Annotated in this window: 25 protein-coding genes; 10 read left to right on the forward strand and 15 right to left on the reverse strand. The window is 73.9% G+C overall.

What is annotated here, in order from left to right; all coding sequences use genetic code 11:
- Positions 1-2: 2 nt before the first annotated feature.
- A complete protein-coding gene (locus tag ACRAKH_RS24105) occupies positions 3-422 on the forward strand; it encodes a B-4DMT family transporter (protein ID WP_380726800.1) in 420 nt (139 codons plus the stop codon).
- A 71-nt stretch (positions 423-493) separates the two neighbouring features.
- On the opposite strand, the gene ACRAKH_RS24110 is transcribed toward ACRAKH_RS24105, so the two are convergent.
- The 9 genes from ACRAKH_RS24110 to ACRAKH_RS24150 form a co-directional block, all read right to left on the reverse strand.
- Complete coding sequence (locus tag ACRAKH_RS24110) at positions 494-2,035, reverse strand: beta-xylosidase (RefSeq protein ID WP_447009303.1); 1,542 nt, start codon at positions 2,033-2,035, stop codon at positions 494-496.
- Between the two features lie 105 nt (positions 2,036-2,140).
- Entirely contained in the window at positions 2,141-2,551 is a 411-nt protein-coding gene (locus tag ACRAKH_RS24115) for a VOC family protein (protein ID WP_380730435.1), read from the reverse strand.
- Between the two features lie 34 nt (positions 2,552-2,585).
- Complete coding sequence (gene aroB, locus ACRAKH_RS24120; protein WP_380730433.1) at positions 2,586-3,692, reverse strand: 3-dehydroquinate synthase; 1,107 nt, start codon at positions 3,690-3,692, stop codon at positions 2,586-2,588.
- Positions 3,693-3,711: 19 nt separating this feature from the next.
- Positions 3,712-4,758: a DNA glycosylase AlkZ-like family protein gene (locus ACRAKH_RS24125; protein WP_447009304.1), complete on the reverse strand. Its 1,047-nt coding sequence runs from the start codon at positions 4,756-4,758 to the stop codon at positions 3,712-3,714.
- 104 nt (positions 4,759-4,862) lie between these two features.
- Positions 4,863-5,405: a shikimate kinase gene (locus ACRAKH_RS24130; protein ID WP_380727556.1), complete on the reverse strand. Its 543-nt coding sequence runs from the start codon at positions 5,403-5,405 to the stop codon at positions 4,863-4,865.
- The gene (aroC, locus tag ACRAKH_RS24135) at positions 5,402-6,601 is read right to left on the reverse strand and encodes a chorismate synthase (protein WP_380727558.1); all 1,200 of its coding nucleotides are present in this window, start codon (positions 6,599-6,601) and stop codon (positions 5,402-5,404) included. The genes ACRAKH_RS24130 and aroC overlap by 4 nt, the downstream gene beginning before the upstream one ends.
- A 313-nt stretch (positions 6,602-6,914) precedes the next feature.
- Positions 6,915-7,472: a prepilin peptidase gene (locus ACRAKH_RS24140; RefSeq protein ID WP_380727560.1), complete on the reverse strand. Its 558-nt coding sequence runs from the start codon at positions 7,470-7,472 to the stop codon at positions 6,915-6,917.
- Between the two features lie 99 nt (positions 7,473-7,571).
- Complete coding sequence (locus ACRAKH_RS24145) at positions 7,572-8,024, reverse strand: PTS sugar transporter subunit IIA (RefSeq protein ID WP_380727562.1); 453 nt, start codon at positions 8,022-8,024, stop codon at positions 7,572-7,574.
- Positions 8,021-8,257, reverse strand: a complete 237-nt coding sequence (locus ACRAKH_RS24150) for a glucose PTS transporter subunit EIIB (RefSeq protein ID WP_380727564.1) — start codon at positions 8,255-8,257, stop codon at positions 8,021-8,023. The genes ACRAKH_RS24145 and ACRAKH_RS24150 overlap by 4 nt, the downstream gene beginning before the upstream one ends.
- 236 nt (positions 8,258-8,493) lie before the next feature.
- Here ACRAKH_RS24150 and ACRAKH_RS24155 point away from each other — a divergent pair, with 236 nt between their 5' ends.
- From ACRAKH_RS24155 to ACRAKH_RS24170, 4 genes are all read left to right on the forward strand, one after another.
- Positions 8,494-9,195, forward strand: a complete 702-nt coding sequence (locus tag ACRAKH_RS24155) for a GntR family transcriptional regulator (RefSeq protein WP_380727585.1) — start codon at positions 8,494-8,496, stop codon at positions 9,193-9,195.
- Positions 9,192-10,544, forward strand: coding sequence for a PTS transporter subunit EIIC (locus tag ACRAKH_RS24160; RefSeq protein WP_380727566.1), 1,353 nt, complete (start codon positions 9,192-9,194; stop codon positions 10,542-10,544). The genes ACRAKH_RS24155 and ACRAKH_RS24160 overlap by 4 nt, the downstream gene beginning before the upstream one ends.
- Positions 10,545-10,574: 30 nt before the next feature.
- Positions 10,575-10,844 (forward strand): HPr family phosphocarrier protein, encoded by a 270-nt coding sequence (locus ACRAKH_RS24165; RefSeq protein ID WP_380727568.1) that lies wholly within the window; start codon positions 10,575-10,577, stop codon positions 10,842-10,844.
- A gap of 78 nt (positions 10,845-10,922) precedes the next feature.
- Complete coding sequence (locus tag ACRAKH_RS24170; protein ID WP_380727570.1) at positions 10,923-11,495, forward strand: AAA family ATPase; 573 nt, start codon at positions 10,923-10,925, stop codon at positions 11,493-11,495.
- A 137-nt stretch (positions 11,496-11,632) separates the two neighbouring features.
- On the opposite strand, the gene ACRAKH_RS24175 is transcribed toward ACRAKH_RS24170, so the two are convergent.
- The 6 genes from ACRAKH_RS24175 to ACRAKH_RS24200 all read right to left on the reverse strand — a co-directional run bounded on the left by ACRAKH_RS24175 (position 11,633) and on the right by ACRAKH_RS24200 (position 17,600).
- A complete protein-coding gene (locus ACRAKH_RS24175; RefSeq protein ID WP_447009305.1) occupies positions 11,633-12,472 on the reverse strand; it encodes a shikimate dehydrogenase in 840 nt (279 codons plus the stop codon).
- Position 12,473: 1 nt separating this feature from the next.
- Positions 12,474-13,691, reverse strand: a complete 1,218-nt coding sequence (gene mltG / locus ACRAKH_RS24180) for an endolytic transglycosylase MltG (RefSeq protein WP_380727574.1) — start codon at positions 13,689-13,691, stop codon at positions 12,474-12,476.
- Positions 13,688-14,245 carry a Holliday junction resolvase RuvX gene (gene ruvX / locus ACRAKH_RS24185; RefSeq protein WP_380727576.1) on the reverse strand — a complete coding sequence of 186 codons (558 nt, stop codon included), beginning with the start codon at positions 14,243-14,245 and terminating at the stop codon, positions 13,688-13,690. The genes mltG and ruvX overlap by 4 nt, the downstream gene beginning before the upstream one ends.
- Positions 14,190-16,862, reverse strand: a complete 2,673-nt coding sequence (gene alaS / locus ACRAKH_RS24190) for an alanine--tRNA ligase (protein ID WP_380727578.1) — start codon at positions 16,860-16,862, stop codon at positions 14,190-14,192. Before alaS ends, ruvX begins: the two co-directional genes overlap by 56 nt.
- Positions 16,863-16,938: 76 nt before the next feature.
- Complete coding sequence (locus tag ACRAKH_RS24195; RefSeq protein ID WP_447009306.1) at positions 16,939-17,208, reverse strand: hypothetical protein; 270 nt, start codon at positions 17,206-17,208, stop codon at positions 16,939-16,941.
- On the reverse strand, positions 17,205-17,600 hold the full coding sequence (locus ACRAKH_RS24200) for a DUF948 domain-containing protein (RefSeq protein ID WP_380727582.1): 396 nt from the start codon (positions 17,598-17,600) through the stop codon (positions 17,205-17,207). The genes ACRAKH_RS24195 and ACRAKH_RS24200 overlap by 4 nt, the downstream gene beginning before the upstream one ends.
- Positions 17,601-17,865: 265 nt before the next feature.
- Here ACRAKH_RS24200 and ACRAKH_RS24205 point away from each other — a divergent pair, with 265 nt between their 5' ends.
- The 5 genes from ACRAKH_RS24205 to ACRAKH_RS24225 are packed head-to-tail and all read left to right on the forward strand — an operon-like array spanning position 17,866 to position 24,767.
- Entirely contained in the window at positions 17,866-19,266 is a 1,401-nt protein-coding gene (locus ACRAKH_RS24205) for a pyridoxal phosphate-dependent decarboxylase family protein (protein WP_447009307.1), read from the forward strand.
- Complete coding sequence (locus ACRAKH_RS24210) at positions 19,263-21,161, forward strand: IucA/IucC family protein (RefSeq protein ID WP_447009308.1); 1,899 nt, start codon at positions 19,263-19,265, stop codon at positions 21,159-21,161. Before ACRAKH_RS24205 ends, ACRAKH_RS24210 begins: the two co-directional genes overlap by 4 nt.
- Positions 21,158-21,736 carry a GNAT family N-acetyltransferase gene (locus tag ACRAKH_RS24215; RefSeq protein WP_380728000.1) on the forward strand — a complete coding sequence of 193 codons (579 nt, stop codon included), beginning with the start codon at positions 21,158-21,160 and terminating at the stop codon, positions 21,734-21,736. Before ACRAKH_RS24210 ends, ACRAKH_RS24215 begins: the two co-directional genes overlap by 4 nt.
- Positions 21,733-23,025, forward strand: a complete 1,293-nt coding sequence (locus ACRAKH_RS24220; protein WP_380727998.1) for a lysine N(6)-hydroxylase/L-ornithine N(5)-oxygenase family protein — start codon at positions 21,733-21,735, stop codon at positions 23,023-23,025. The genes ACRAKH_RS24215 and ACRAKH_RS24220 overlap by 4 nt, the downstream gene beginning before the upstream one ends.
- Positions 23,022-24,767, forward strand: coding sequence for an IucA/IucC family protein (locus ACRAKH_RS24225; protein ID WP_380727996.1), 1,746 nt, complete (start codon positions 23,022-23,024; stop codon positions 24,765-24,767). Before ACRAKH_RS24220 ends, ACRAKH_RS24225 begins: the two co-directional genes overlap by 4 nt.
- Positions 24,768-24,788: the final 21 nt, after the last annotated feature.

Genomic DNA, 24,788 nt, shown 5'->3' on the forward strand with positions numbered 1-24,788 from the left:
GCATGCGCACGTGGCTGGTCCGAGGGTTCTGGATGGGGTTGTTCCACGGCGGGGTGCAGACCGGCACCTCGGCGGTCAGCGTGCACAGCCCCGAGGCCGCGTCGTCCACCCGGTACATCGCGATCGCGCTGGTCGTCGTGATCGGGCTGCTGTGGGGCGCGCTGGACGCGTGGCGGCAGCTCGACGGGCGCGGCATGGTGTGGTTCCGCGCCGGGTTGGTGGCCGGGCCGCTCGCCGGGATCGCCGGCGTGGTGGGGCGGTCGCTCGTCGACCAGACCGGGGTGGAGGCGCTCGGACCGGCGCTGACCGGCGGCGCCGCGTTCACCGCGCTCCTGGTCATGGCGACGGCGGCGGTCGGGATGGGCATCGGCAACGCCCTGCCGCAGCCGGACGGCGCAAGTCAGCCGAACGGCTCCCGCTAGCAGCTCCGGGCCGGCTGCGGCCGGTCAGCGGCGGCGGGTCAGCGGCACGCGGACGGTTGGAGGCGCGCGGGTCAGCGGCGCAGGTCGCCCGTCTTCGCGTACGACTCCCAGACCTGCTTCGACACCTCGGTCACCGTCGACGAGTTCAGCGCGGCGATCTCGGCGGCGGTCGTCGCGTCGCCCAGGACCCACAGCTCGTCCTCGCCCAGCACCAGCCCGATCCGCCCGTCCGGGCCGCGCACCGCGTCCACGCCCGCCGGGATCTCGGCGACCACCTGCATGGCGTCCACCGCCGCCGGGCGCCGGTCCAGCACCCGCACCGCGAGCCGGTCGCTCACCGACCGCCGCTCGACGCGCACCACCTTGCCGTCCAGCACGAGGTCCGTGGTGTTCGCGGGCGACGGCACGGCGAACCCGTGCAGCACGCCGGTCGACTCCTCGGTCGCGCAGCCCGGCACGCCCGCCAGGTCCAGCCCGAAGTGGGCGAGGTCGGTCGGCGCGGCGGCCGGGCCCTCCACGGTCGCGCGCACCACGTCCACCGCGACCCGGCCGCACGGGTCCTCGGCCGACACCGGCGCGTGCCCGAGCGGCGTGCGGACCAGGCCGGGGCCCTCGCGCCACGGACCGGGGATGTGCACCTGCGGGTGCGGGTTGGCGGTGAAGTCCTTGTCCCAGAACGTCAGGGTGGTGCCGTGGTCGGTCGAGTGCGCGATGACGAACGCCCGCAGCGCGGCGACGTACATCCAGTCGGCGCTGAACGCGTTGGCGACCGAACGGGTGCGCGGCGCGCGCGTGCTGCTGACCGGCTCGAACCCGTTCACGCCGAGCGCCTGCACGCCGGTGGCGAACCGGTGGTCCTTGGAGCGCAGCACGAACTGGCCGGCTCCGTTCCAGTCGGCCACGGAGCCGGTGGTGTCGGTGAACATCAGGTAGAACCAGCCGTCCAGCCACAGCGCCGACTGCTGGCCCGCGCCGTAGGCGTTGTCGCGGGGCTGGTCGTTCGACGGGGCGACGATCGCGGCGCCGGCGCGCGTCCACGAGATGCCGTCGGGGCTGGTGGCGACGCCGATGGCGCTGCCGTTGGCGTGGTTGTCGCGCTCGGCGCCCGTGTAGTACATGTAGTAGGTCGGCCCGACCTTGATCACAGACGGGTCGCAGGTGTGGATGGCGTCGAAGCCCGCCGTGCTGCCGGACAGCACCGGGATGGACGGGCTGCCGCCGGGCGCGGTGAACGGGCCGTCGGGTGACGCGCTCTCGGCGTAGAGGACGTCGTCGCCGCCGGGCGCGGCCGCGCCGAGCTGGCTGCACCACCACATGCGGTGCCTGCCGTCTTCGAGGATGAGGCTCGGGGCGTAGTTGTACGGCGCGTCCCCGCCGCCCTGGGCGACGACGCCGCCGCTCTGCCTGCCGCGGTCGGTGGCGAGGGTCACCGGGCCCGGCGGCGGCGCGGGGGTCTCGCCGGCGCCGGCGTCCGCCGCGGTCGACGCGGCGGCGACGTTGCTCGGAGCCGGGACCGCTTCCGGGTCGGCCGCGCTCGGGGCGCAGGCCGCGAGCAGCGCGACGACGAGCGCGGATGCGGCGATCCGCGCCGCTCCCACGTCGGATCGGGCCATGGCGGGGCAGCTCTCCACTTCCGGGCGGTTCCTACCGGGACACCGGGGATGAACGCACGCCACCCGGCGCCGTTCAGTGTAGAGATCGACTGACCCTCTCGGGTGTCAACCGGACGAGGCAACAAGCTCCACTTCGAAACCGTCCGTGTTCTCGATGTACCCGGCGTAGTGATCCGGACCACCCGCGTGAGGATATTTGTCCGCGAACAACGGCGACCAGCCGTGCTCGGTCGCGGCGGCGACGAGCCGGTCGACCTCCGCCCGGCCGGCCACGTGGAACGCCAGGTGGTTGAGGCCCGTGCCGAGGCGGTGGTGGGCGTCCATCGCGGGCGACCGCTCGACCACCACGTACGTGGGGCCGAGGCGCCAGCTGACGCCCGCCGGCCAGCGCTGGTGCTCGACCCAGCCCAGCTCGCCGAGCAGCCAGCCGATGCTCCGCTCGGCGCGGGCCAGGTCGGGCACCCACAACTCGACGTGGTGCAGGTGCCCCGCCGTCATCCCCGGGGACGCCGTCATCCCCGGGACGCCGCCGTCCCCGGAAGGCCCCCGGTCACAGCAGGATGCTCCCGCCCGCCTTCGGCTCGGCCGCCACCGCGGAGTACGCCGCCGCGATCAGCGCCGGGTCCGGGCCCTCCAGCCGACCGGGCTTGGCCAGGCCGTCCAGCACGACGAACCGCAGCACGCCCGACCGGGTCTTCTTGTCCGTGCGCATGCCCTCCAGGAGCTGGCCCAGCGCGTCCGGGTCGTAGCCGGTCGGCAGGCCGAGGGAGGTGAGGATCGAGCGGTGGCGGTCGGCGGTCGCGTCGTCCAGCCTGCCCGCGAGCCGGGCCAGCTCGGCGGCGAACACCAGGCCGACGCTGACCGCCGCGCCGTGCCGCCACCGGTACCGCTCGCGGCGCTCGATGGCGTGCGCCAGCGTGTGGCCGTAGTTCAGGATCTCCCGCAGGTCCGACTCGCGCAGGTCGGTCGACACCACGTCGGCCTTGACCTGGATCTTGCGCCGGACCAGCTCGCCGAGGACGTCGCCGGACGGGTCCAGCGCGGCCTCCGGGTCGGCCTCGATCAGGTCGAGGATCACCGGGTCGGCGATGAAGCCGCCCTTGACCACCTCGGCCATGCCCGCGACCAGCTCGTTGCGCGGCAACGTCTCCAGCGTCGCCAGGTCGACGAACACGGCCTCCGGCTCGTAGAACGTGCCGACCAGGTTCTTGCCCGCGTCGGTGTTGATGCCGGTCTTGCCGCCGACCGCCGCGTCCACCATGGCCAGCAGCGTCGTCGGCACGTGGACCAGCTTCACGCCGCGCATCCACGTGGAGGCGACGAACCCGGCCAGGTCGGTCACCGCGCCGCCGCCCAGACCGATCACCACGTCGGTGCGGCCCAGGCCGATGCGGCCGAACACGTCCCAGCAGTACCCGGCGACCCGCAGGTCCTTGCCGTCCTCCGCGTCGGGCACCTCGACGCGGTGCGCGTCGATCCCGGCCGCGGCCAGCTCCTCCCGGACCGCGTCGGCGGTCTCGGCCAGGGTGGGCGTGTGGACGATCGCCGCCTTCGCCGTGCCCTTCAGGGTCTCGACCAGGTCGCCGAGCAGGCCGCGGCCCACCACCACGTCGTACGGTCGTTCCGCGGCCACGCGAATCCGCACCGGCTCGCCCATCACCACTCCCCTCGTCGGGTCACCATTCGACCACGTCCGCGCCGAGCGCCGCGCCGCCCCACACCCCGGCCAGCACGTCGGCCTGCTCCTTGACCGCCTCGCGGGCGGAGCCCTTCACCTTCGACCAGCCCGCGACGCGGAACGTCGCCGTGCGGCCGCGGACCTCGTGCCGCCAGGGGCCCGCGACCCGGCCGTGCAGGACGAGCGCGCCGGGGCTGCCGACGGGCCGCCACACCTGCCGGGCCACGTCCGGGTCGGCGACCAGGTCGCGCGGGCCGAGGAGGTACGGGTCGCGCGGGAACAGCAGCAGCCCGGCGGGCGGGTCGGGCACGTCGCCGTCGGCGATGCGGGCGAGGTCGTCCTCGTGGACGAGCAGCCGCCTGCCGTCGACCGCGACCCGGTGCAGGTCCGGCCACCCGTCCGGCGGGCCCGCGCCCAGCCACTTCTCCGCGTCGGCCTTGGCGAACGGGCCGACGAGCCGCGCGTACTCGCGCAGCAGGGTCGGCTCGCCCGGCTCCTCGACCTCGGGTTTCGCCGTCGGGCGGCGGAACGTGAGCTTCGCGCCGACGTGCTCCAGCTCGATGCCCGCGAGGAGCGTGCCGAGCCGGAACAGGTTCTCGATGACGTGGTGGGTGTCGCAGCCGGGGCAGTACGGGCTGGCGACCGGGGGCAGCAGCGGGCTGATCGCGGCGGACAGCTCGCCCTTGGTGGCCGTGTCGCCGGGGAACTCGCGGTGCATCAGGTCCACGACCAGGTCGACGTGGTCCAGCTCGGGCACGGGGTGCGCGCCGCACCACGCCGCCAGCTGCTTCTCCGTGCGCGGCCGGAGCTGCCGGCGCAGCGCGGGCAGGTCCTCGCGGCGGTGCAGGTGGGGCGCGCCGCGCAGGCTCAGCACCCGGGCCAGGTCCTCGGCGCCCTCACGGCGGCCGCGCACGCCCAACGCCGCCGCGCCCGTCTTCGGCGGGCTGTCCACCACGCCGAGCGGCAGCACCGCGTCCGGCCGGTCGCCGTGCAACCCCTGCACCGCGGCGCGGTGCGCGAGGACGCGGGCCGCCGTCAGTTCCACGGGGTCATCTTCGCCCGGTCGCCGCCGGTCCCGCTCGCCGTCACGTCCGCTCGCCCTCAGTCCTGCTCGCCCTCGGTCCCGCTCGCCGTCAGCCCAGCCCGCTGTCAGTCCTGCTCACCGTCAGTCCCGGTCGGCGGTGTCGTGCCCGCCGCGCGCAGCACGGCGTCGACCACCTGCTCGGGCTCCAGGTCGTCCGTGACGACCTCGATCGTCGCGACCTCGCGGTACAGCGGCAGGCGGGCGTCCAGCAGGGACTTGAACGTCGCGCGCGGGTTCACGCCCGCGAGCAGCGGTCGCGCGCTGGACATGCCGGTGCGCTTCACGCCCTCGGCCATGCCGACGTTGAGGAACACCACGGCGTGGCCGGCCAGGCGTTCGCGGGTCGTCGCGGACAGCACCGCGCCGCCGCCCAGCGCCAGCACGCCGTCGTGGGTCTTCAGGCCCTCGGCGACGGCTTCCTCCTCCAGCGCGCGGAACGCGGGCTCGCCGTCGTCGAGGAAGATGTCGGAGATCGGCTTGCCGGCGGTGGCGATGACGTCCTCGTCGGTGTCGCGGAACCCGACGCCGAGGCGTTCGGCGAGGAGCTTGCCGACCGTCGTCTTGCCCGCGCCGGGCGGGCCGAGGACGACGAACCGGGGGGCGGTCACAGGCCCTCCCAGCGGGCTTCGAGCGCCTCCAGGTACGCGGCGACGTTGCGCTTGGTCTCGGCGATCGAGTCGCCGCCGAACTTCTCCAGCGCCGTCTCGGCCAGCACCAGCGCCACCACCGACTCCAGCACCACGCCCGCGCGCGGCACCGCGCACACGTCCGAGCGCTGGTGGATCGCGACGGCGGGCTCGCCCGTGCGGACGTCCACAGTGGACAGTGCACGGGGGACGGTCGAGATGGGCTTCATGGCGACGCGGACGCGCAGCGGCTCACCGTTGGTGATGCCGCCCTCCAGTCCGCCGGCCCGGTTGGAGCGGCGCGTCACGCCCTTCGGCCCGGTGCCGCGGTCGATCTCGTCGTGCGCCTCGCTGCCCCACCGCTCGGCGGTGGTGAAGCCGTCGCCGATCTCCACGCCCTTCATCGCCTGCACGCCCATCAGCGCGCCGGCCAGGCGGGCGTCGAGCCGCCGGTCCCAGTGCACGTGCGAGCCGATGCCCGGCGGCAGGCCGTAGGCGATCACCTCGATGACGCCGCCGACCGTGTCACCGGCCTCCTTGACCGCCTCGACCTCGGCGACCATCGCCTCCGTGCCGCGCGCGTCGAAGGCGCGGACGGGGCTCGCGTCGACCGCGTCCAAGTCGCCCGGGCCGGGCACGGGCGCGTCGGCCGGGGTCTTGGCCTTGCCGATGGAGACGACGTGGCTGATCACGTCGACGTCGAAGACCTGCTTCAGGAAGTGGCGGGCGACCGTGCCGAGCGCGGTGCGGGCCGCCGTCTCGCGGGCACTGGCCCGTTCCAGCACGGGTCGGGCCTCGTCGAAGCCGAACTTCTGCATGCCCGGCAGGTCGGCGTGGCCGGGCCGGGGCCTGGTCAGCGCCTCGTTGCGGCCGGTGGGCTTCAGCAGGGACGGGTCGACCGGGTCGGCCGACATCACCGTCTGCCACTTGGGCCACTCGGTGTTGCCGATCCGGACCGCGATCGGGCCGCCCTGGGTGAGCCCGTGGCGGACGCCGCCCAGGATCTCCACCTCGTCGGCCTCGAAGCCCATGCGCGGGCTGCGCCCGAACCCGAGCCGTCGGCGCTCCAGTTGGGCGGTCAGGTCGGCGGTCGTGACCTCGACCCCGGCGACCATGCCTTCCAGCACGGCGACGAGGGCCGGTCCATGGGATTCCCCAGCGGTGATCCAGCGCAGCACGCGCCGAATCCTTCCACAGCGGCGGCGGGGCCGGAGGCGGAGGCCGACACCGGTGCCCGCCGTCCCGCCAGATGGACACCCGCCGAGCCCGGCAACGCGCCTACCAGCGAGGATGCCGAGAGGTCGACGCGGAGCACGACGGTCGACCAACCGCAGCCGCGGCGGTTCCCCCAACCGGTCGATCACCCCACCGCCACCTCGGCCCCGCTGAGCCGCTGCCGGTGCGCGGCCGGTCCGCCGACACCGGCGAGCGCCGGCCCTTCGCCAACCGATGGCAGGCCCGGCAAGGTCGCGACGTCGCGACGTCGCGACCTCACCCGGCTGACACGGCCACCAGCCACGTCGCCGCCAGCAGCCCCGGCCCGTGCGGGACGGTGGCGCCCGGCCACCGGAGGCCCAGGGCGAGGGTGATCACGCTCGCCAGCACCGCGCCCGCCGGCAAGGCGGCCCACGACACCGCGCCGAGCACGGCGCCCAGCGAACCGGCCAGCTTCACGTCCCCGCCGCCCATCGCCGCCGGCGAGAGCAGGCGCACCACCAGGTGGAAGCCGCCGAAGACCAGGCAGCCCGCCACCGCGCGCCAGAGGTCGGCTCCGCACAGCCAGAGCGTCACGGCGACCGCCGGGTAGGCGGGCAGGGTCAACGCGTCGGGCAACCGGCCGTGCCGGAGGTCGGTCACGACGAGCAGCACGCCCAGCCACGCCAGCAGCAGCGGCACGGGGAGCCAGTGCGGCGGGGCCAACGCCCAGGCCGCGAGCCACAGCACCGCGGTCGGCACGGCGCACCACAGCGGGCTGACGTTCGCGCCGCGCGGCAGGCGGCGGAGGAGGTGGGCGCCGAGGGCGCCGGCGACGAGTCCGGAGATGACCATGCACCCAGCGTCGGCGCGGGGACGATCCGGGAGCAACGAGGAGTGCGGGTGAATGGTCCATTCACCCGCACTCCTCCCCCGACGACGGGACCGGCGCGCTCAGCGCCGCCAGGAGAACAACGCGTCGCCCGCCGACACCGGACCGCCCGCCTCGTCCAGCAGGACCTCCGGCGCGGCGTCCAGCGCGATCACCGGGCAGATCGGCGCGAACCCCGCCGCCTCCACCTCGGACGGGTCCCACGTCACCACGGGCTGACCCGCGCGCACGGTCTCGCCCTTCACCACGTGCAGCGTGAAGCCCTCGCCCTTGCGCTTCACCGTGTCGATCCCGAGGTGGACGAGGACCGCGGCGCCGTCCTCGGTCGCCACCACGAACGCGTGCGGGTGCAGCGTCACGACCGTGCCGTCGACCGGCGACACGACCTCGGCGCTGACGCGATCCGGTTCGACCGCCACGCCCGGACCCACCATGGCCTGCGCGAACACCGGGTCCGGCACCTCGGTCAGCGGCACCACGCGACCGCTGACCGGGCTGGCCACGCGCAACGTCACAGCAGGTCCTCGATGTCGCTGGCGATGGTGTCGGCCTCCGGACCCACGATCACCTGCACGACGTTGCCCGCGCGCATCACGCCGTGCGCGCCCAGTCCCTTCAACGCCTTCTCGTCCACCAGCGAACCGTCCTCCAGCTCACAGCGCAGGCGCGTGATGCACGGCTCGATCTCCACGACGTTGTCCGCGCCACCGAGCGCGGCGAGGATGCGCTCCGCCTTGTCGTCCGCCACTTGAAGTCCTCTCTCGACACCTGGCCCCGAGGGTGCCACCGCTCGGGCACGGTCCCGTAACGGCGGTTGACACCCGGTTGGCGCGCGGAGCATCCTCCCCGTCACCAACTGGTCTAGACCGGAAAGTACCAATCGCCGTCGGCCGAAGCGAGTACCGGGGAGGTGTCGTGCACCGCGCGGAGATCGTCGACGGACCGAAGCCGAAGCACGCCCAGCTCCGCGACATCCTGCGGCGCATGGCCGAGCACGAGCTGCCTCCCGGCTCCCCGATCCCGTCCGAGCGCGACCTCGCCGAGCAGTACGGCGTGTCGCGCATCACGGTCCGCGCCGCGGTCGGCCAGCTCGTCACCGAAGGGCTCCTGACCAGGGCGAAGGGCCGCGGCACGTTCACCGCCCGGCGACGGATGGACGTCCAGCTGTACCTGGAGTCGTTCACCGACGACATGCGTCGGCGCGGGCTCGTCCCCGCGACCGAGGTGGTGGCCTGCGCGGAGCAGCCGGCTCCGCCCGAGGCGGCCGCCGCGCTCGACCTGCTGCCGCACGAGCAGGCGTACCGGCTGGTCCGCCTGCGCCGGGCCGACGGCGTGCCACTGGCCGTCGAGCGCGGCTGGTACAACCCCCGCGTCGTGCCCGACCTCGACCGGCACGACCTCACCACCTCGTTGTACAGCCTCATCGCCGACCGCTACGGGGTGCAGCTCGACCACGCGACGCAGACCGTGTGGGCCGAGGGCGCCGACCCCGAGACCGCGAAGCTGCTCGGCGTCCGGACCGGCAGCCCGCTGCTGGTCTTCCGCCGGGTCACCGGCTCGCGGGGCCGGCCCGTCGAGGACATGACGTCCTGGTACCGGGGCGATCTCTACCAGGTGACCATGCAATTGGACCGGACCGACCCGGAATCCGGCCCGAACCACTCCGCCAAGGGAGGTACCCCATGAGCGCCAGCGCCCCACAGGCGACCGGCGGTCGTGAGATCAAGGGACTGGCCGGTCTCCAGCGCTTCGGTCGCAGCCTCATGCTGCCGATCGCCGTGCTGCCCGCCGCCGCTCTCCTGCTGCGACTCGGCCAACCCGACATGCTCGGCAAGGACGGGCTCGGCTGGAACAAGGTCGCCGCGGTCATCGGCAACGCGGGCGACGCGCTGTTCGCCAACCTGCCGCTGCTGTTCGCGGTGGGCATCGCCGTCGGCTTCGCCCGTCGCGGCGACGGCTCGACGGCCTTGGCCGCCGTGGTCGGGTACGTGGTGCTGCAGGGCGTCTTCACGGCGATGTCGCCGCTGGTCCTCGACCAGCCGACCGACCCGGCCGCCAAGGCGGTGCTGATCGACTACAAGGTGCTCGGCGGCATCGTCGTCGGCCTGATCACCGCGGTGCTGTGGCAGCGGTACCACCGCATCAAGCTGCCCGCGTACCTGGCGTTCTTCGGCGGCCGGCGGTTCGTGCCGATCCTCGTCGCGGGCGTCATCGTGATCGTGGGCGTGCTGATGGGCCTGGTGTACCCGCTCTTCGCGGCGGGTCTGAAGAACGTCGGTGAGGCGATCACCGGCAGCACGATCGTCGGCGCCGGCCTCTACGGCGTGGTCAACCGGCTGCTGATCCCGCTGGGCCTGCACCACATCGTCAACAACGTGCTGTGGTTCCAGTTCGGCGAGTACGAGGGCAAGACCGGCGACATCCCGCGCTTCCTCGCGGGCGACCCGGAGGCGGGCACGTTCCAGACGGGCTTCTTCCCGATCTTCATGTTCGCCCTGCCGGCGGCGGCCCTGGCCATCGTGCACACGGCCCGCCCGGCGCAGAAGAAGATCGTCGGCGGCATCATGGGCTCGGCCGCGCTGACCGCGATCATCACGGGTGTGACCGAACCGCTGGAGTTCGCGTTCATGTTCGTGGCGTGGCCGCTGTACCTGATCCACGCGGTGCTCACCGGCACCTCGCTGGCCATCAGCAACGCGTTGGGCATCCACGACGGGTTCGGGTTCTCCGCCGGCGCCATCGACTACCTGCTCAACTTCAACATCGCGACCAAGCCGCTGCTGATCCTGGTGCTGGGCGTGATCTACGCGGCCATCTACTACTTCCTGTTCCGCTTCGTCATCACCAAGTGGAACCTGAAGACGCCGGGCCGCAACGACGACGAGGACCCGGAGGCCGACCAGAGCGCGGTCAACGCCGACGCGACCAGGGACGCCGACGCGACCAGGGACGCCGACGCGACCAGGGACGCCGACGCGACCGGGGACGGCGACGACAAGGGCAAGAAGGGCCGGCGGGACGCCACGGCGTCCTGACGGCGGAGTCGAAGGACGAGAGGACGGGTCATGCCTGAGCGACGGGTCACCGTGGCGAGCAAGGTCGGACTGCACGCACGCCCTGCCGCACTGCTGGCGAAGGCGGCGGCCGGGCAGCCGGTGAAGGTCACCATCCACAAGGACGGCGGCCGGCCGGTCGAGGCCGCGAGCGTGCTGGGCCTCATGACGCTCGGCGCGATGCACGGCGACGAGGTCGTGCTGACCGCCGACGGCGACGGCGCGGACGCCGCGCTGGAGGCGATCGCCCAGCTCATCGCCACCGACCTCGACGAGGGCTGATCCCCCTCGGCACGTCCCACCGGGCTCCGCTCGCACCCTCGGGGTGAGCGGGGCCCGGTGGCGTGTGACACTCCGGTGGTGGAGCTAGGACCGGCGGTGGTGGTGATCACGGGGGCGATGGCCGCCGGGAAGTCGACGGTGGCGCAACGCCTCGCCGAGCGGCTGCCGCGGGCCGTGCACGTGCGCGGCGACGTGTTCCGGCGGATGGTCGTGTCGGGGCGGGCCGACACGCTGCCCGACGCAGCCGACGAGGCCGAGGCGCAGTTGCGGCTGCGCTACCGGCTGTCCGCGATGGTGGCCGACGAGTACGCCGCGCACGGGTGGACCGCCGTGGTGCAGGACGTCATCCTCGGCGACCACCTCGCCGCCTACGTGGACGCCGTCCGCACCCGGCCCCGGTACGTCGTGGTGTTGGCGCCCTCGCCGGACGCGCTCCGGGCACGGGAGGAGCAGCGCCCCAAGACCGGCTACGGCGCGTGGACGGTCGAAGACCTCGACCGCGGCCTGCGCGAGGGCACGCCCCGCATCGGCCTGTGGCTGGACAGCAGCGACCAGACCCCGGACCAGACGGTGCGGGCCGTCCTGGACGGCCTCGACGCCGCGCGGGTCGACGACCCCGGCCCGACCCGGCCGGACCGCGCGACCGGCTGACTCGGCGACCGGCGACCTGCCGACTCGGCGGCCGGCTGACCGGCTGACCGGCGACCTGCGGATTCGCTGACCGGCTAACCGGCAGACCCGCTGACCGGGCGGCACCCGCTCTCCCCGCCGTACCGGACGGGCCGGGGCTAGATCGGCAGCGGCAGGAGGTTGTCGGTCGCCTCGCGGAGCGCCGCGCGCATCGCCTCGCGCGGCGCGGGCTGGGCGGTGAACTGCTCCGCCTGGCCGAACGCCTGGTGCAGCAGCATGTCGAGGCCGGTCGCGAGGGTGCGGCCCCGCTTCTCCACCGCCTGCGCCAACGGCGTCGGCCACGGGTGGTAGATGACGTCCAGCACGTTCGGCGCCTCGGCCAGCGCCGCCGCGATCGGCTCGGTCGCCGTCGGCGGCACGGTGCTGACCAGCACGTCCGCCTCCGCGGCGAGTGCGGCGAAGTCCGCCTCGTCCCACGCGACCAGGTCCAGCGCCAGGCCGAGTCGGGACGCGCAGGACTCCGCCTCCGCTGCCCGCGACACCGACCGGACCACCAGGGACACCGACCGGACGCCCACCGAGGCCAACGCCACCAGGGCCGCCGTGGCGGTGCCGCCCGCGCCCAGCAGCACGGCCCGCGTGCCGGACGTGAAGCCGCACGCGGCGCGCAGCGCGCCCAGCACCCCGTCCACGTCGGTGCAGTCGGCCCGCCACCCGTCCGCGACCGGCACCAGGGTGTTCGCCGCGCCGACCTGCACGGCGCGCGGCGTCGCGGACGACGCCACGGCCAGCGCGGCCCGCTTGTTCGGCATGGTCACCGACAGGCCGGCCCACGACGGGTCGAGGCCCGCGACCAGGTCCGCGACGCCGGACGCCTCGCACTCGATCCGCGTGTACGTCCAGCCCGACAGGCCCAGTGCCGCGAACGCGGCGTTGTGCAGCACGGGCGACAGGGAGTGGGCCACCGGCGAACCGATGACCGCCGCACGGCGCGTCACGTCAGAACACGCCGTCCTTGCGAGCCTGGTCGACCACGACCAGGTGCTCTTCGTAGGAGTTGGTGAAGCACGAGGTGCCGTCCTTCCGGCACTTCACGAAGTACAGCCACGGCCCCTCTTCGGGGTTGATCGCGGCCTCGACGGCTTCCTTGCCCGGCGAGCCGATCGGCGTCGGCGGCAGGCCCTTCACCTGGTAGGTGTTGTACGGGCCGGACGCCGCGCGGTCCTCGTCGTCGGTGGTGAGGAGCGGCCGGTCCAGCTTGTAGTTGACCGTCGAGTCGAACTGCAGGATCTGGCCCTGCGCCAGCCGGCTGTAGACCACCCGCGAGATCTTGCCGAAGTCGCTGGTGATGCCTTCCTTCTCGATCAGGGAGGCGATGACCAGGACCTCGTAGGGCCGGAAACCGGTCTTGGTCGACCCGCTCGGGACGCCGTAACCCTGCAACCGGTTCAACGACGTCGCGATCACGCTCTTCAGCAGCTCGACGGCGTCCGCGCCCGGCTTCAGGTGGTACAGGCCCGGCACGATGAGGCCTTCGAGCCGGTTCTCCTTCGGTGCGGCGGCCACGTCGGCCAGCGCCCAGTCGGGGATGCCGAGCGCCGCCGGGTCGGCGTTGTCCGCCGCCTCGCGCAGCTGCTGCGGCGTCACGCACTGCTGGGCGCCGTCCAGCTCGACGCACGAGGCCTCGGACAGCTGCGACAGGATGCCCTTGGTGACGCCGCCGTCCGGCGCGGTGATGTCGTGCAGCACGAAGCCGCCCTTGACCTCCAGCGGCACGACCTTCGCCGCCGGGTCCACCATCCGCGACACCGCGGCCGAGCCCGACATCTTCGTCTTCATCAGGTAGAAGCCGGGCTGGATCGACGTGACGCGGGAGTCGTTCGCGCCCGCCTCGGTGAACGCCCGCGCGCTCGCCACCACGCCCTGGTCGCGCAGCGTGTTCGCGATGGTGGTGACCAGGTCGCCGTCCTTGACCTCGACCACCACGTCCGACTCGCCCGCGCCCGCGAAGTCCTCGTACGAGCCGATGCCGCTCAGCGTCCGGTACCCGTAGTACGCGCCGACACCGCCGCCCGCGAGCACCAGCGCCACGACGACCCACAGGATCGTCCGCTTGCGCCTGCGCTTCGCCCGGCGTGCCGCGGCGTCGCTCTTGCCACGCGCCCGCTCGTCGTGCCGCGTGTCGGGATCGGTGAACAACCCGAGGTCGTCGTTCACGAGCCGTCCTTAGCTCCGGGGGCCCGTTCCTCGTCAGCGGAGCGGGCCACGTGTCGCGCCCGTGCGTCCAGCCAGGACTGCAGGATCTCGATCGCGGCAGCCTGGTCCACGACAGCACGTTGCTTCTTGCCTCGCACGCCGCGCTCGGAGAGCACCCGGCTCGCCGTGACGGTCGTCAGCCGCTCGTCGGTGAGCCGCACCGGCACCGGTGCGACGCGCTCGGCCAACGCCGCAGCGTACGCCGCTGCCTTCTCCGCCGCCGGCCCGTGCCTCCCGGCCAGCGTGCGCGGCAAGCCGACCACGACCTCGACCACGTCGTGCTCGGTGACGAGTCCGGCCAGTTCCGCGAGGTCCCGGCCGGTCTTCTCGTCACGGGCCAGGGTAACCAGCGGCGTGGCGAGGAACGCGCCGGGATCGCTCAACGCCACCCCGACGCGCACCGCGCCGACGTCGACGCCCAGCCTCCGGCCGAGGCCGGGGTCGTCGACGCCGGGGCGGTCAGCGCTGCTCAAGGGCGCGGTCCACCTCGGTGCGGAGGGCGGCGATGGCGTCATCGACACCGGCCGGGTTCGTGCCGCCACCCTGGGCGAGGTCCGGCTTGCCGCCGCCGCGACCGCCCACGGCCGGGGCGAAGGCGGGCACGAGCTTGCCGGCGGCCAGCCCGAGGTCGCGGGCGGCGGACGTGGTGGCCACCACGAAGCTGACCTTGTCGCCGTCCGGGGCGAACAGGCCGACCACGCCCGGCTTGTCGCCGAGCCGGTTGCGCACCTCGCCGGCGATCGTCCGCACGTCGGCGCCCGACGTGCCCTCCGGCAGCCGCAGGGCCACCAGGGACACGCCGCGCACGTCGAGGGCCTGCTCGGCCAGCGACCCGGCGTTGGCGACGAGCTGGGCGGCCTTGACCTTCTCCAGCTCCTTCTCGGCGGCGCGCAGCCGCTCCACCAGGGCCTCGACCCGGGCGGGCACCTCGGCGTCGGGCACCTTCAGCATGGCGGCGACGTTCTGCACCAGGGCCCGCTCCTGGGCCAGGTACTTGAAGGCCTCGATGCCGACGTAGGCCTCCAGGCGGCGCACGCCGGAGCCGACGGACGACTCGCCGATCACCGTGATGGGGCCGATCTGGGACGAGTGCTCGACGTGCGTGCCACCGCACAGCTCGCGCGACCACGGCCCGCCGATCTCGACCACGCGCACGGTCTCGTCGTACGTCTCGCCGAACAGGGCGACGGCGCCCATGTCCTGGGCGCCACCCATGTCGGTGTAGACCACGCGCACCGGCAGGTCCTTGCGGACGGCGAGGTTGGAGACCTCTTCGATCTCGCTGCGGGCCTCCTCCGAAAGACCACCCGTCCAGGCGAAGTCGAGGCGGAGGTAGCCGGGCTTGTTGTACGAGCCGCTCTGCAGGGCGGACGGGCCGAGCACCTGGCGCAGGGCGGCGTGCACGACGTGCGTGCCCGAGTGGCCTTGGCGGGCGCCGACGCGCCACTCCGGGTCGACGCGGGCCTCGACGTGCTCGCCCTCGGCGATCTCGCCGCTGACCACGCGGACCTGGTGCACCCACAGCTTGCGGGCCACCTTCTGGACGTCCACGACCTCCAGCTCGGCGCTGCCGGACACGATCACGCCGGCGTCGCTCTCCTGGCCGCCGGACTCGGCGTACAGGGGCGTGCGGTCGAGGACGACCTCGACGATGTCGCCCTCCTTGGCCGACCGCACCCGCTTGCCGTTGCTGACGATGCCGCGCAGGGTGGCCTCGCTGGCCAGCTCGGTGTAGCCGGTGAACTCGGTGGCCCCCAGCTCCAGCAGCTCCCGGTACACGGTCTGGTCGCCGTGGCCGGTCTTCTTGCCGGCGGCGTCGGCCTTGGCGCGGGCGCGCTGCTCGGCCATCAGCTTGCGGAAGCCGTCCTCGTCCACGGTGAGACCGGCCTCTGCGGCCATCTCCAGGGTGAGGTCGAGCGGGAAGCCGTACGTGTCGTGCAGCTGGAAGGCGCGGTCGCCGGGAAGGGTGGCGCGGCCGTCGGCCTTGACCTCGGCGGCGGCGGTCTCGAAGATCCGCGACCCGGCGTCGAGCGTGCGGAGGAACGTGTCCTCCTCGGCCTTCAGCACCTGCTCGATCCGGGCGAAGCCGGACACCAGCTCGGGGTACGAGGGGCCCATGGCGTCGCGCACGACCTCGGCGAACCGGACCAGCACCGGCTCGGTCACGCCCAGCAGGCGGGCCGAGCGGACGATGCGGCGCAGCAGGCGGCGCAGCACGTAACCGCGGGCCTCGTTGCCGGGGGTGACGCCGTCGCCGACCAGCAGCACGCCGCTGCGGGCGTGGTCGGCGATGACGCGGAAGCGCACGTCGTCGGTCTCGTTGACGCCGTACTTCCGCCCGGACAGCTCCTCGGCCTTGGTGATCACCGTGCGGACGAGGTCGGTCTCGTAGACGTTGTCGACGTCCTGGAGCAGCATGGCGACGCGCTCGACGCCCATGCCGGTGTCGATGTTCTTGTCCGGCAGCTCGCCGAGGATCGGGTAGTCCTTCTTGGCCCCGCCCTCGCCGCGGACGTTCTGCATGAAGACCAGGTTCCAGATCTCCAGGTACCGGTCCTCGTCGACGACCGGGCCGCCCTCCTCGCCGAAGGCCGGGCCGCGGTCGTAGTAGATCTCCGAGCACGGGCCGCACGGGCCGGGCACGCCCATCGACCAGTAGTTGTCCTCGACGTCGCGGCGCTGGATGCGCTCGGGCGGCAGCCCGGCGACCTTCTGCCACAGGCCGGCGGCCTCGTCGTCGTCCAGGTAGACGGTCACCCAGATGCGGTCCGGGTCGAGGCCGTAGCCGCCGTCGGCCTGCGACTTGGTGACCAGGTCCCAGGCCAGCCGGATGGCGTCTTCCTTGAAGTAGTCGCCGAACGAGAAGTTGCCGGCCATCTGGAAGAACGTGTTGTGCCGGGTGGTCTTGCCGACCTCGTCGATGTCCGGCGTGCGCACGCACTTCTGGATGCTCGTCATGCGCGGGGCGGGCGGCGGGGCCTCGCCGAGGAAGTACGGCTTGAACGGCACCATGCCGGCGTTGACGAACAGCAGGTTGGGGTCGTCCAGCAGGAGCGAGGCGCTGGGCACGTACTTGTGGCCGGCGTTCTCGAAGTGCTCGCGGAAGCGCTTGATGATCTCGTGGGTCTGCACGGGTCTCGTCCTTCGGGGGTGTGGAAGTCACCGTCGGCTGGGCCGACGACCGGGCACGGCGAGGCGAACGAACGACCTACCTGGCGTCGTTCGCCCTGCGCGCTCGCCGACCCGGCGTGAAGCCCGTCTGGCGTTCCACGGTCTCCTGCAACTCCTGTTCGCGCTCCGACATGCCGGCCCGCACCTCGGCGCCGAAGGAGCCGATGGCGCCGGCCAGCTCCCGCAGGCCCTGGCCCACGTTCTCGCCGATGCCCGCGGGCGTGGCGGCGTGCGCGGCCTGCCCCGCCTTGCGGGCGGCGGCCACCCCGGCGGCGATGCCGAGCCCGAACCAGAACAGGCGGCTCATCGCTTGCCCCTGCGCCGCGCGTGCCGGTTGGGGGCTTCCTTCGCCGCGCGCCGGGCGCGGACGGCCTTGCTGACGCCGTACGACAGCGCGGCGGCCTTGACCAGCGGGCCGCCGAGCGTGGCGGTGAACAGCGAGGTGAGCGCGGAGACGTTGCCGGTGACCGCGCGGGCGTTGGCGGTGATCCCGTCGACCCGCTCCAGCTGCGTGTTCACGTGCGTGATCGTCGTGTTCGCGCCGCTGAAGATCGGGTCGCTGTTCTGGTGCGCCTTGCGGATGGCGATCGTGGCCTCGTCCAGCGTGCGGCCCAGCTTGATCAACGGGATCGCCAGCAACAGCACAAGCAGCACGAACGCGCCGGCGGCGACCAGCGCGGCGATCTGCCCTGGCGACACGGATCCTCCTGGTGGACTGGCTCGGCCTGGGTGGTGGCCAAGGTTACCGCGACCGCCCCGGCGGGTCCGAACGAGATCGCCGGTGGCGGCGCGGGCGGGGTGTGCCAAGGGTTGGGACGACGGCCGAAGACCCCCCGAATGGCGTCGATTCGGATCACGGTCGCGGCGGCTAGCGTGGATCGCGAGTGATCGTCACAGAGGGCTTGACAGGGACCACGCGGAGTAGATGAGGATAGGCTAAGCTAAGTCGATCGTCGGAGGTGCCGTGTTCGCCCCCAGTTCCTCCGATCTCGCCGCTTCCCCGTCACGGCCGATCCCGCCCGGCGCGCCGGGCGCCGTGCTGGCCGCGGCACGGCGGGCGCTCGGCGACGTGCCGGAGCACGGGATCGGCGCGGACGCCGCGCTGGCCCGCGTGACCGCGGTGCTCGCCGCGTACGGGGTGGACCTGACCAGCCCGTTCGCCGCCGCCCACCTGCAACCGCCGCCGCTGGCCGTGGCCGTCGCGGCCGACGCGCTGGCGAGCGCGGGCAACGCGTCCCTCGACACGTACGACTCCGGACCGGCGGCGCTCGCGGTGGAGCGGTGGGTGGTGGCGGCGCTGGCGCGGCTGGCCGGGTTCGGCGCGGACGCCGACGGCGTGTTCACGCCCGGCGGCACGCTGTCCAACCTGACGGCGCTGCTGCTGGCGCGGGACGCGGCGGCGGCCCGGCTGGGCGTCGACGTGCGGTCCGACGGCGTGGCCGCGTTACCCGAGCCCGCGGTGTTCTGCTCGGAGCTCGCGCACTTCTCCGTGCAGCGGGCGTGCGCGGCCCTGGGGATCGGCGAGCACGCCGTGCGGCCCGTGTCGGTGGACGCGCACCGGCGGATGCGGCCGGACGCGCTGGCGGCGATGCTGCGGGCGGGCGGCACGCCGGTCGCGGTCGTGGCGACGGCCGGCACCACCGACTTCGGCTCGGTCGACCCGTTGGCGGAGGTCGCCGCGATCGCCCGCGACCACGGTGCGTGGCTGCACGTCGACGCGGCCTACGGGTTCGGCGCGTTGTTCTCGGCCAAGCTCGCCGGGCTGGTGGACGGCCTGGCGCTGGCCGACTCCGTCACGGCGGACCTGCACAAGATCGGCTGGCAGCCGGCGGCGGCGAGCGTGTTGCTGGTGCGGTCGGCGTCGGCGTTCGGGCCGTTGGAGCGGTCGGTGGCCTACCTGAACCCGGAGGACGACCGGGCCGAGGGCTACGACGGCACGCTGGGCCGCACGGTGCAGACGACGCGTCGGCCGGACGCGGTGAAGGTGGCCGCGACGCTGCTCGCGCTGGGCCGGGCCGGTCTGGGCGCGCTGGTGGACCGGTGCCACGAGCTGGCCGGGCACGCCGCCGCGCTGATCGCCGCCGACCCGTCGTTCGAGCTGGTGGGCGGTGCGACGTTGACCACGGTGGTGTTCCGGTACCGGCCGGCCGACGAGGCGCGCAGCGACGAGGTGAACGCGCGGCTGCGGCGGGCGTTGCTGCGGGCGGGCGAGGCGTTGATCGGGCGCACCGAGGTGGACAAGGCGACGTGCCTGAAGTTGACCCTGCTGAACCCGGACACCCGGGAGGCGGACCTGGTGGCGCTGCTGGCGCTGGTCCGCGCGGCCGGATCGGCCGCGGAACGCTTGGTGGAGGGAGCGGCATGAAGGCGGAGGACCCGTTGGGGGGCGACCCCCGGTCGACCGCGGCGCACGCCCACCTGGAGGCGTTGTTGCGCTGCTGGGTGCGGGAGCGGAACGTGCCGGTGGGTGGTGGTTCGGGCGATGCCGGCGGCTCGGGCGGTGGCGGTGGTTCGGCCGGCTCGGGCGGTGGCGGTGGTTCGGCCGGCTCGGGCGGTGGCGGTGGTTCGGCCGGTCCGAGCGGTGCGCGCGGTGCCGGTGGTGCGGGCGGTCGGGTGCGGATCGACGTGCTCGGGCTGCCGCTGGAGGCGGAGGTGCGGTACGCGTCGCCGACCGGGTGGCACCGGTTCGGGCCGGTGACGCTCGCCGGTCGTCCGGCGGACCCGGTGGTGGCGGTGGCGCTGGTCGGCGCGGAGTTGGCGAACCAGGCGGCGGCCGACCAGGCCGGACCCGACGAGGCAGGACCCGACGAGGCAGGACCCGACGAGGCAGGCACGGACCGGGCAGGCACGGACCGGGCGGACTCGGCACCGGCGGTCGCGGACCTGGTGGAGCGGACCGCGGAGTCCGTGCGGCGGGTGGCGGAGTTCGTCGCCTTCCGGCGGCGGGAGCCGGTGGGGCCGGCGGACCGGTTCCTCGACAGCGAGCAGCGGTTGCTGCTCGGGCACCTGCACCACCCCGCCCCGAAGAGCCGGGACGGGCTGTCCGACGCCGACAACGCCCGGTACGCGCCGGAGCTGCGCGGGTCGTTCCCGCTGTTCTGGTTCTCGGCCGCGGAGGAGGTCGTGTCGCACGGCTCGGTCGCCGGGCCGGACGCCGTCACGTTGATGTCCACGCTGGCCGGGCGCGCGCCGGAACGCGGACGGGTGCTCGTGCCCGCGCACCCGTGGCAGGCGCACGACCTGCTGCGCCGGCCCCGCATCGCGTCGCTGATCTCGCGCGGGCTGCTGGAGCCGCTCGGCGAGTTCGGCCCGGCCTGGTCGCCGACGTCGAGCCTGCGCACGGTGTACCGGACCGGCGCGCCGGTGATGCTGAAGCTGTCGCTCGGCCTGCGGATCACCAACTCGCGCCGCGAGTCGACCGCGACGGAGCTGCGCCGCGGCTCCGAGGTCCACCTGCTGCTGGAGTCGGGCTACGCGGCCGGGACGGAGAAGGCGCACCCCGAGTTCAGCGTCGTCCGCGACCCGGCGTGGCTCGCGGTGGACGAGGGCGGCGACGTGACCGGGCTGGACGTGGCCGTGCGCGAGGTCCCCGACGACCTCGGCGACTCCCGCTGCCTGGCCGGCATGGTCGCGCCGCGGCCCGGCATCGGGCGCTCGCTGCTAGGCGAGCTCGTGCTGCGCCTGAACGCCGCCGAGTGGGTGGCCGACTACACCGACCGGGTGCTCGTGCCGATGCTGCGCCTGTACGCGGAGACCGGCATCGGGCTGGAGGCCCACCAGCAGAACACGCTGGTGCGGCTCGACCCGGCGGGCCGGGTGGTCGGCGGGCGGTACCGGGACAACCAGGGCTACTACCTGGCGTCGTCGCACCTGCCCGCGGTGCTGGACCGGCTCGGCGTGGCCGAGTCGACGCTGGCGGTGGTGGACGACGCGGTGGTGGACGACCGGCTCACCTACTACCTGCTGCGCAACCAGGCGTTGGCGGTGATCGGCTGCCTGGGCGTGGAGGGGCTGGCCGACGAGCGGGACCTGCTGGGCGTGATGGCGTCACGGCTGGAGGCGGCGCTGCCGGCGCTGGCCGAGGCCGGTCCGGACGGCGACCGGCTGGCCCGGCGGTGGCTCACCGCGGACCTGCTGCCGTGCAAGGCGAACCTGCTGACCCGGCTCGCGGGCATCGACGAGGTGCTGGCGCCGCTGGACGCCCAGTCGGTGTACTTCGACGCCCCCAACCCGTTGCGGGAGGGCAGGTGCGCCCGGTGACCCACCTCGACGACTACCGGCCGGCCGACGACCTGTCCGGCGTGCCCGGTCCCCCGCTGCCCGTGCTGACGGACGGCTGGCACGCCCGCGCCGTCGACCCCGACAGCCGCGACCTCGACGTGGTGCACCGCTGGATGCAGGCGCCGCACGTGGCCGCGTTCTGGCACCAGGCGTGGCCGCGCGACCAGTGGGAGGCGGAGCTGCGCCGCCAGCGCGGGGGCAGGCACTCGCTGCCGGTGCTGGTCAGCAAGCGCGACGACCCCGTGATCTACCTGGAGGTGTACCGGGCGGCGCGGGACGTCGTCGCCGAGGTCTACCCGGCCCGCGCGCACGACCTCGGGCTGCACGTCGCCGTCGGCGACCTGGGGATGACCGACCGCGGGCTGGTCCGCACGCTGCTGCCGGTGCTGACCAAGGCCCTGTTCGACGCCGACCCGCACTGCACGCGGGTGCTGCTGGAGCCGGACGTGCGCAACCGGCGGGCGATCGCGTCGTTCCGGGCGGGCGGGTTCGAGCCGGTGGGCGAGGTGCTGCTGCCGGACAAGGTGGCGTTGCTGATGGTGCGGACCCGATGACCGCCGCCGGGCCGGTCGCGGACGTGGTGGCGATCGGGTGCGGCCCGTTCAACCTCGGGCTGGCCGCCCTCGCGTCCACTGTGGACGACCTGGACGTGGTGGTGCTGGAGGCGCGGCCGGAGTTGCGCTGGCACAGCGGGGTGATGTTCCCCGACGCCGTGCTCCAGGTCAGCTTCCTGGCCGACCTGGTCACGCTGGTCGACCCGACGCACCCGCTGTCGTTCCTGGCCTACCTGCGGGACGCGGACCGGCTGTACCCGTTCTACGTGCGCGAGCGGTTCCACCCGACGCGGAGCGAGTACGAGGACTACCTGCGGTGGGCGGCGGCCCGGCTGCCGGTGCGGTTCTCGCACCCGGTGACGTCGGCGCGGTGGGACGGCGACCGGTTCGTGGTGTCCGGCGAGCGGTTCGAGGTGGCGGCCCGGCACCTGGTGCTCGGGGTCGGGACCACGCCGTCGGTGCCGCCCGCGCTGGCCGGGCTCGGCGACCGGGTCGTGCACACCGCCGACTACCTGCACCGGACCGCGTCGGCCGACCGGGTGACCGTGGTGGGCTCCGGGCAGTCGGGCGCGGAGGTGGTGCTGGACCTGTTGCGGCGCAACCTGTCCGGCGGGCCGGCGGTGACGTGGCTGACCCGCACGCCGGTGTTCGCGCCGCTCGACTACACGAAGCTCGTGCTGGAGATGACCACCCCGTCGTACGTGCGGCACTTCCACTCGTTGCCGCAGGAGCGGCGGGACGCGGTGCGGGCCGAGCACTGGCGGCACTACCGGGCGATCTCGGCGGAGACGCTGGAGGAGCTGCACGACCTGCTGTACCGGCGGGAGTGGGAGCACGGGCTCGCGCCGGTCGAGCTGCGGCCCGGCGTCACCGTGGAGTCGGCCGCCGCGGACTCCGGCGAGGTGGTGCTGACGTGCGTGCACCGCGACACCGGGCGGACGTTCCGCCATCACACCGACCTGGTCGTCGCGGCGACGGGGTACCGGCAGGCGCCGACGCCGTTCCTCGCGCCGCTGGAACCGCTGGTGCGCCGCGATCCCCAGGGCCGGTACGTCGTCGCGCTCGACCACTCGATCTCGCTGGACCCGTCGGTCACCGGACGGGTGTTCGTCGCCAACGCGGACCTGCACAGCCACGGCGTCGCCGCGCCCGACCTCGGCATCGGGGCGGTGCGCAACGCGACCATCGTCAACGCGGTGACCGGCCGCGAGGTGTACCCGCTGCCGAAGCACACCGCGTACACGAGCTTCGGCGCCCCGAACGACGAGGCAACCGGGAGACGACGGTGACCGACCTGTGGCGCGAGTGCTCGGCGGCGTTGCTGGCGAAGGCGATCGGCGAGCTGTGCTTCGAAGGGCTGCTGCGGCCCGACCCCGGCTACGAGCTGCGGTTCGACGACGTCGTCTACACGTTCTCGGCGACGCGCACCGCGTTCGGCGGGTGGGCGGTGGAGCCGGGGTCGGTCCGGCGGGCGGCGTCGGGCATTCTCGGCGACGCGGTGGTCGAGCCGTGCGACGACGTGCAGCGGTTCGTGGTGGACGCGTTCCGGTTCCTGCGCGTCGACCCGGCCACGACCGCCGGGTTCCTGGCCGAGGTGACCGCGACGCTGGCCGCCGACGTGGCGCTGGCCGCGACCGCGTGGCCCGCGGCGGAGCTGGCGGCGTTGCCGCGGGCGGAGCTGGACGGGCACCTGACCGGGCACCCGTGGCTCATCGCGAACAAGGGCCGGCTCGGGTTCTCGGCGGACGACGTGGCGCGGCACAGCCCCGAGTCGCGGACGCCCGTGCGGCTGCCGTGGCTGGCCGTGCACCGGGGGCTGGCGGAGTTCCGCGGCACGTCGGAGCTGTCCGAGGACGGCGTGCGGGCGCGCGAGCTGGACCCGGCGACGGTGGAGCGGTTCACCGACGCGGTGCAGGAGGCGGGCGTCGACCCCGAGGCCTACGTGTGGCTGCCGGTGCACCCGTGGCAGCTGGACCACGTCGTGCGCACGCTGTGGGCGCCGGAGCTGGCGACGGGCCGGATCGTGGAGCTGGGCGAGGCCCCGGACTGGTACCTGCCCACCCAGGCGATCCGCACGATGTCCAATGTGGACTCGCCGGACCGGTACCAGGTGAAGCTGCCGCTGAAGGTGCTGAACACGTCGGTGTACCGGGGCATCCCGCCGCACTGCACGCTCGCCGCGCCCGTCGTGACGCAGTGGCTCGCCGGCCTGTGGCGGGCGGACAAGCTGCTCGGCGAGTGGGGCACGGACCTGCTGGGCGAGGTCGCGTCCGTGACCGTCCGGCACCCGCAGCTGTCGCGCGCGGGCGACGTGCCGTACCAGTGGTTGGAGACGATGGGGTGCATCTGGCGGGCGCCCGTGGCGCTGCGGCCCGGCGAGCGGTCGTGGTCGCTGGCGGCGCTGCTGCACGTCGACCGCACGGGCCGGCCGCTGGTGGCGGAGTACATCGGCGACACCGACCTGGCGGTGTGGTTCGCGGCGCTGCTGCGCGCCCTGTTCCGACCGCTGCTGCACGTGCTGTACACGTACGGGATCACTTTCAACCCGCACGGCGAGAACGTCGTCGTGATCACGGACGCGGACCACGTGCCGGTCCGCGTGGCCCTGCTCGACCTGGTGGACGACGTGAACGTGTCCGTGGAGCGGGTGCCGGCGCGCGGGCTGGAACCGGACGCCCACGACCCCGTGCTGCCGCGCAAGCCGTGGCCCGTGCTGCGGCAGTACATCGTGGACGCCCTGCTGGTCGGCGTGTTCCGCCCGCTGTCCCGCCTGCTGCCGCTGGCCGAGGACCGGTTCTGGGGCATGGTGCGCGGCGAGGTCGACGCCTACCGCGACCGCTTCCCCACCCTGGCGGACCGCGTGGACTCCGGCTCCCTTACCGTCCGCGACTTCCTCCGCTACCCGCTCAACGGCTACCGGATCACCCTCGGCTACCGGGACCTGACGGCGCGCCCGCCGGTGCCGAGGACCGGCACCCTCCCCAACCCGCTGCACGACGTGCCCCCGATCCCGCCGCCCGACGGCTGGTGAGGCACGCGCCACCGGCGAGGC

It is taken from the genome of Saccharothrix hoggarensis, from assembly GCF_052936025.1.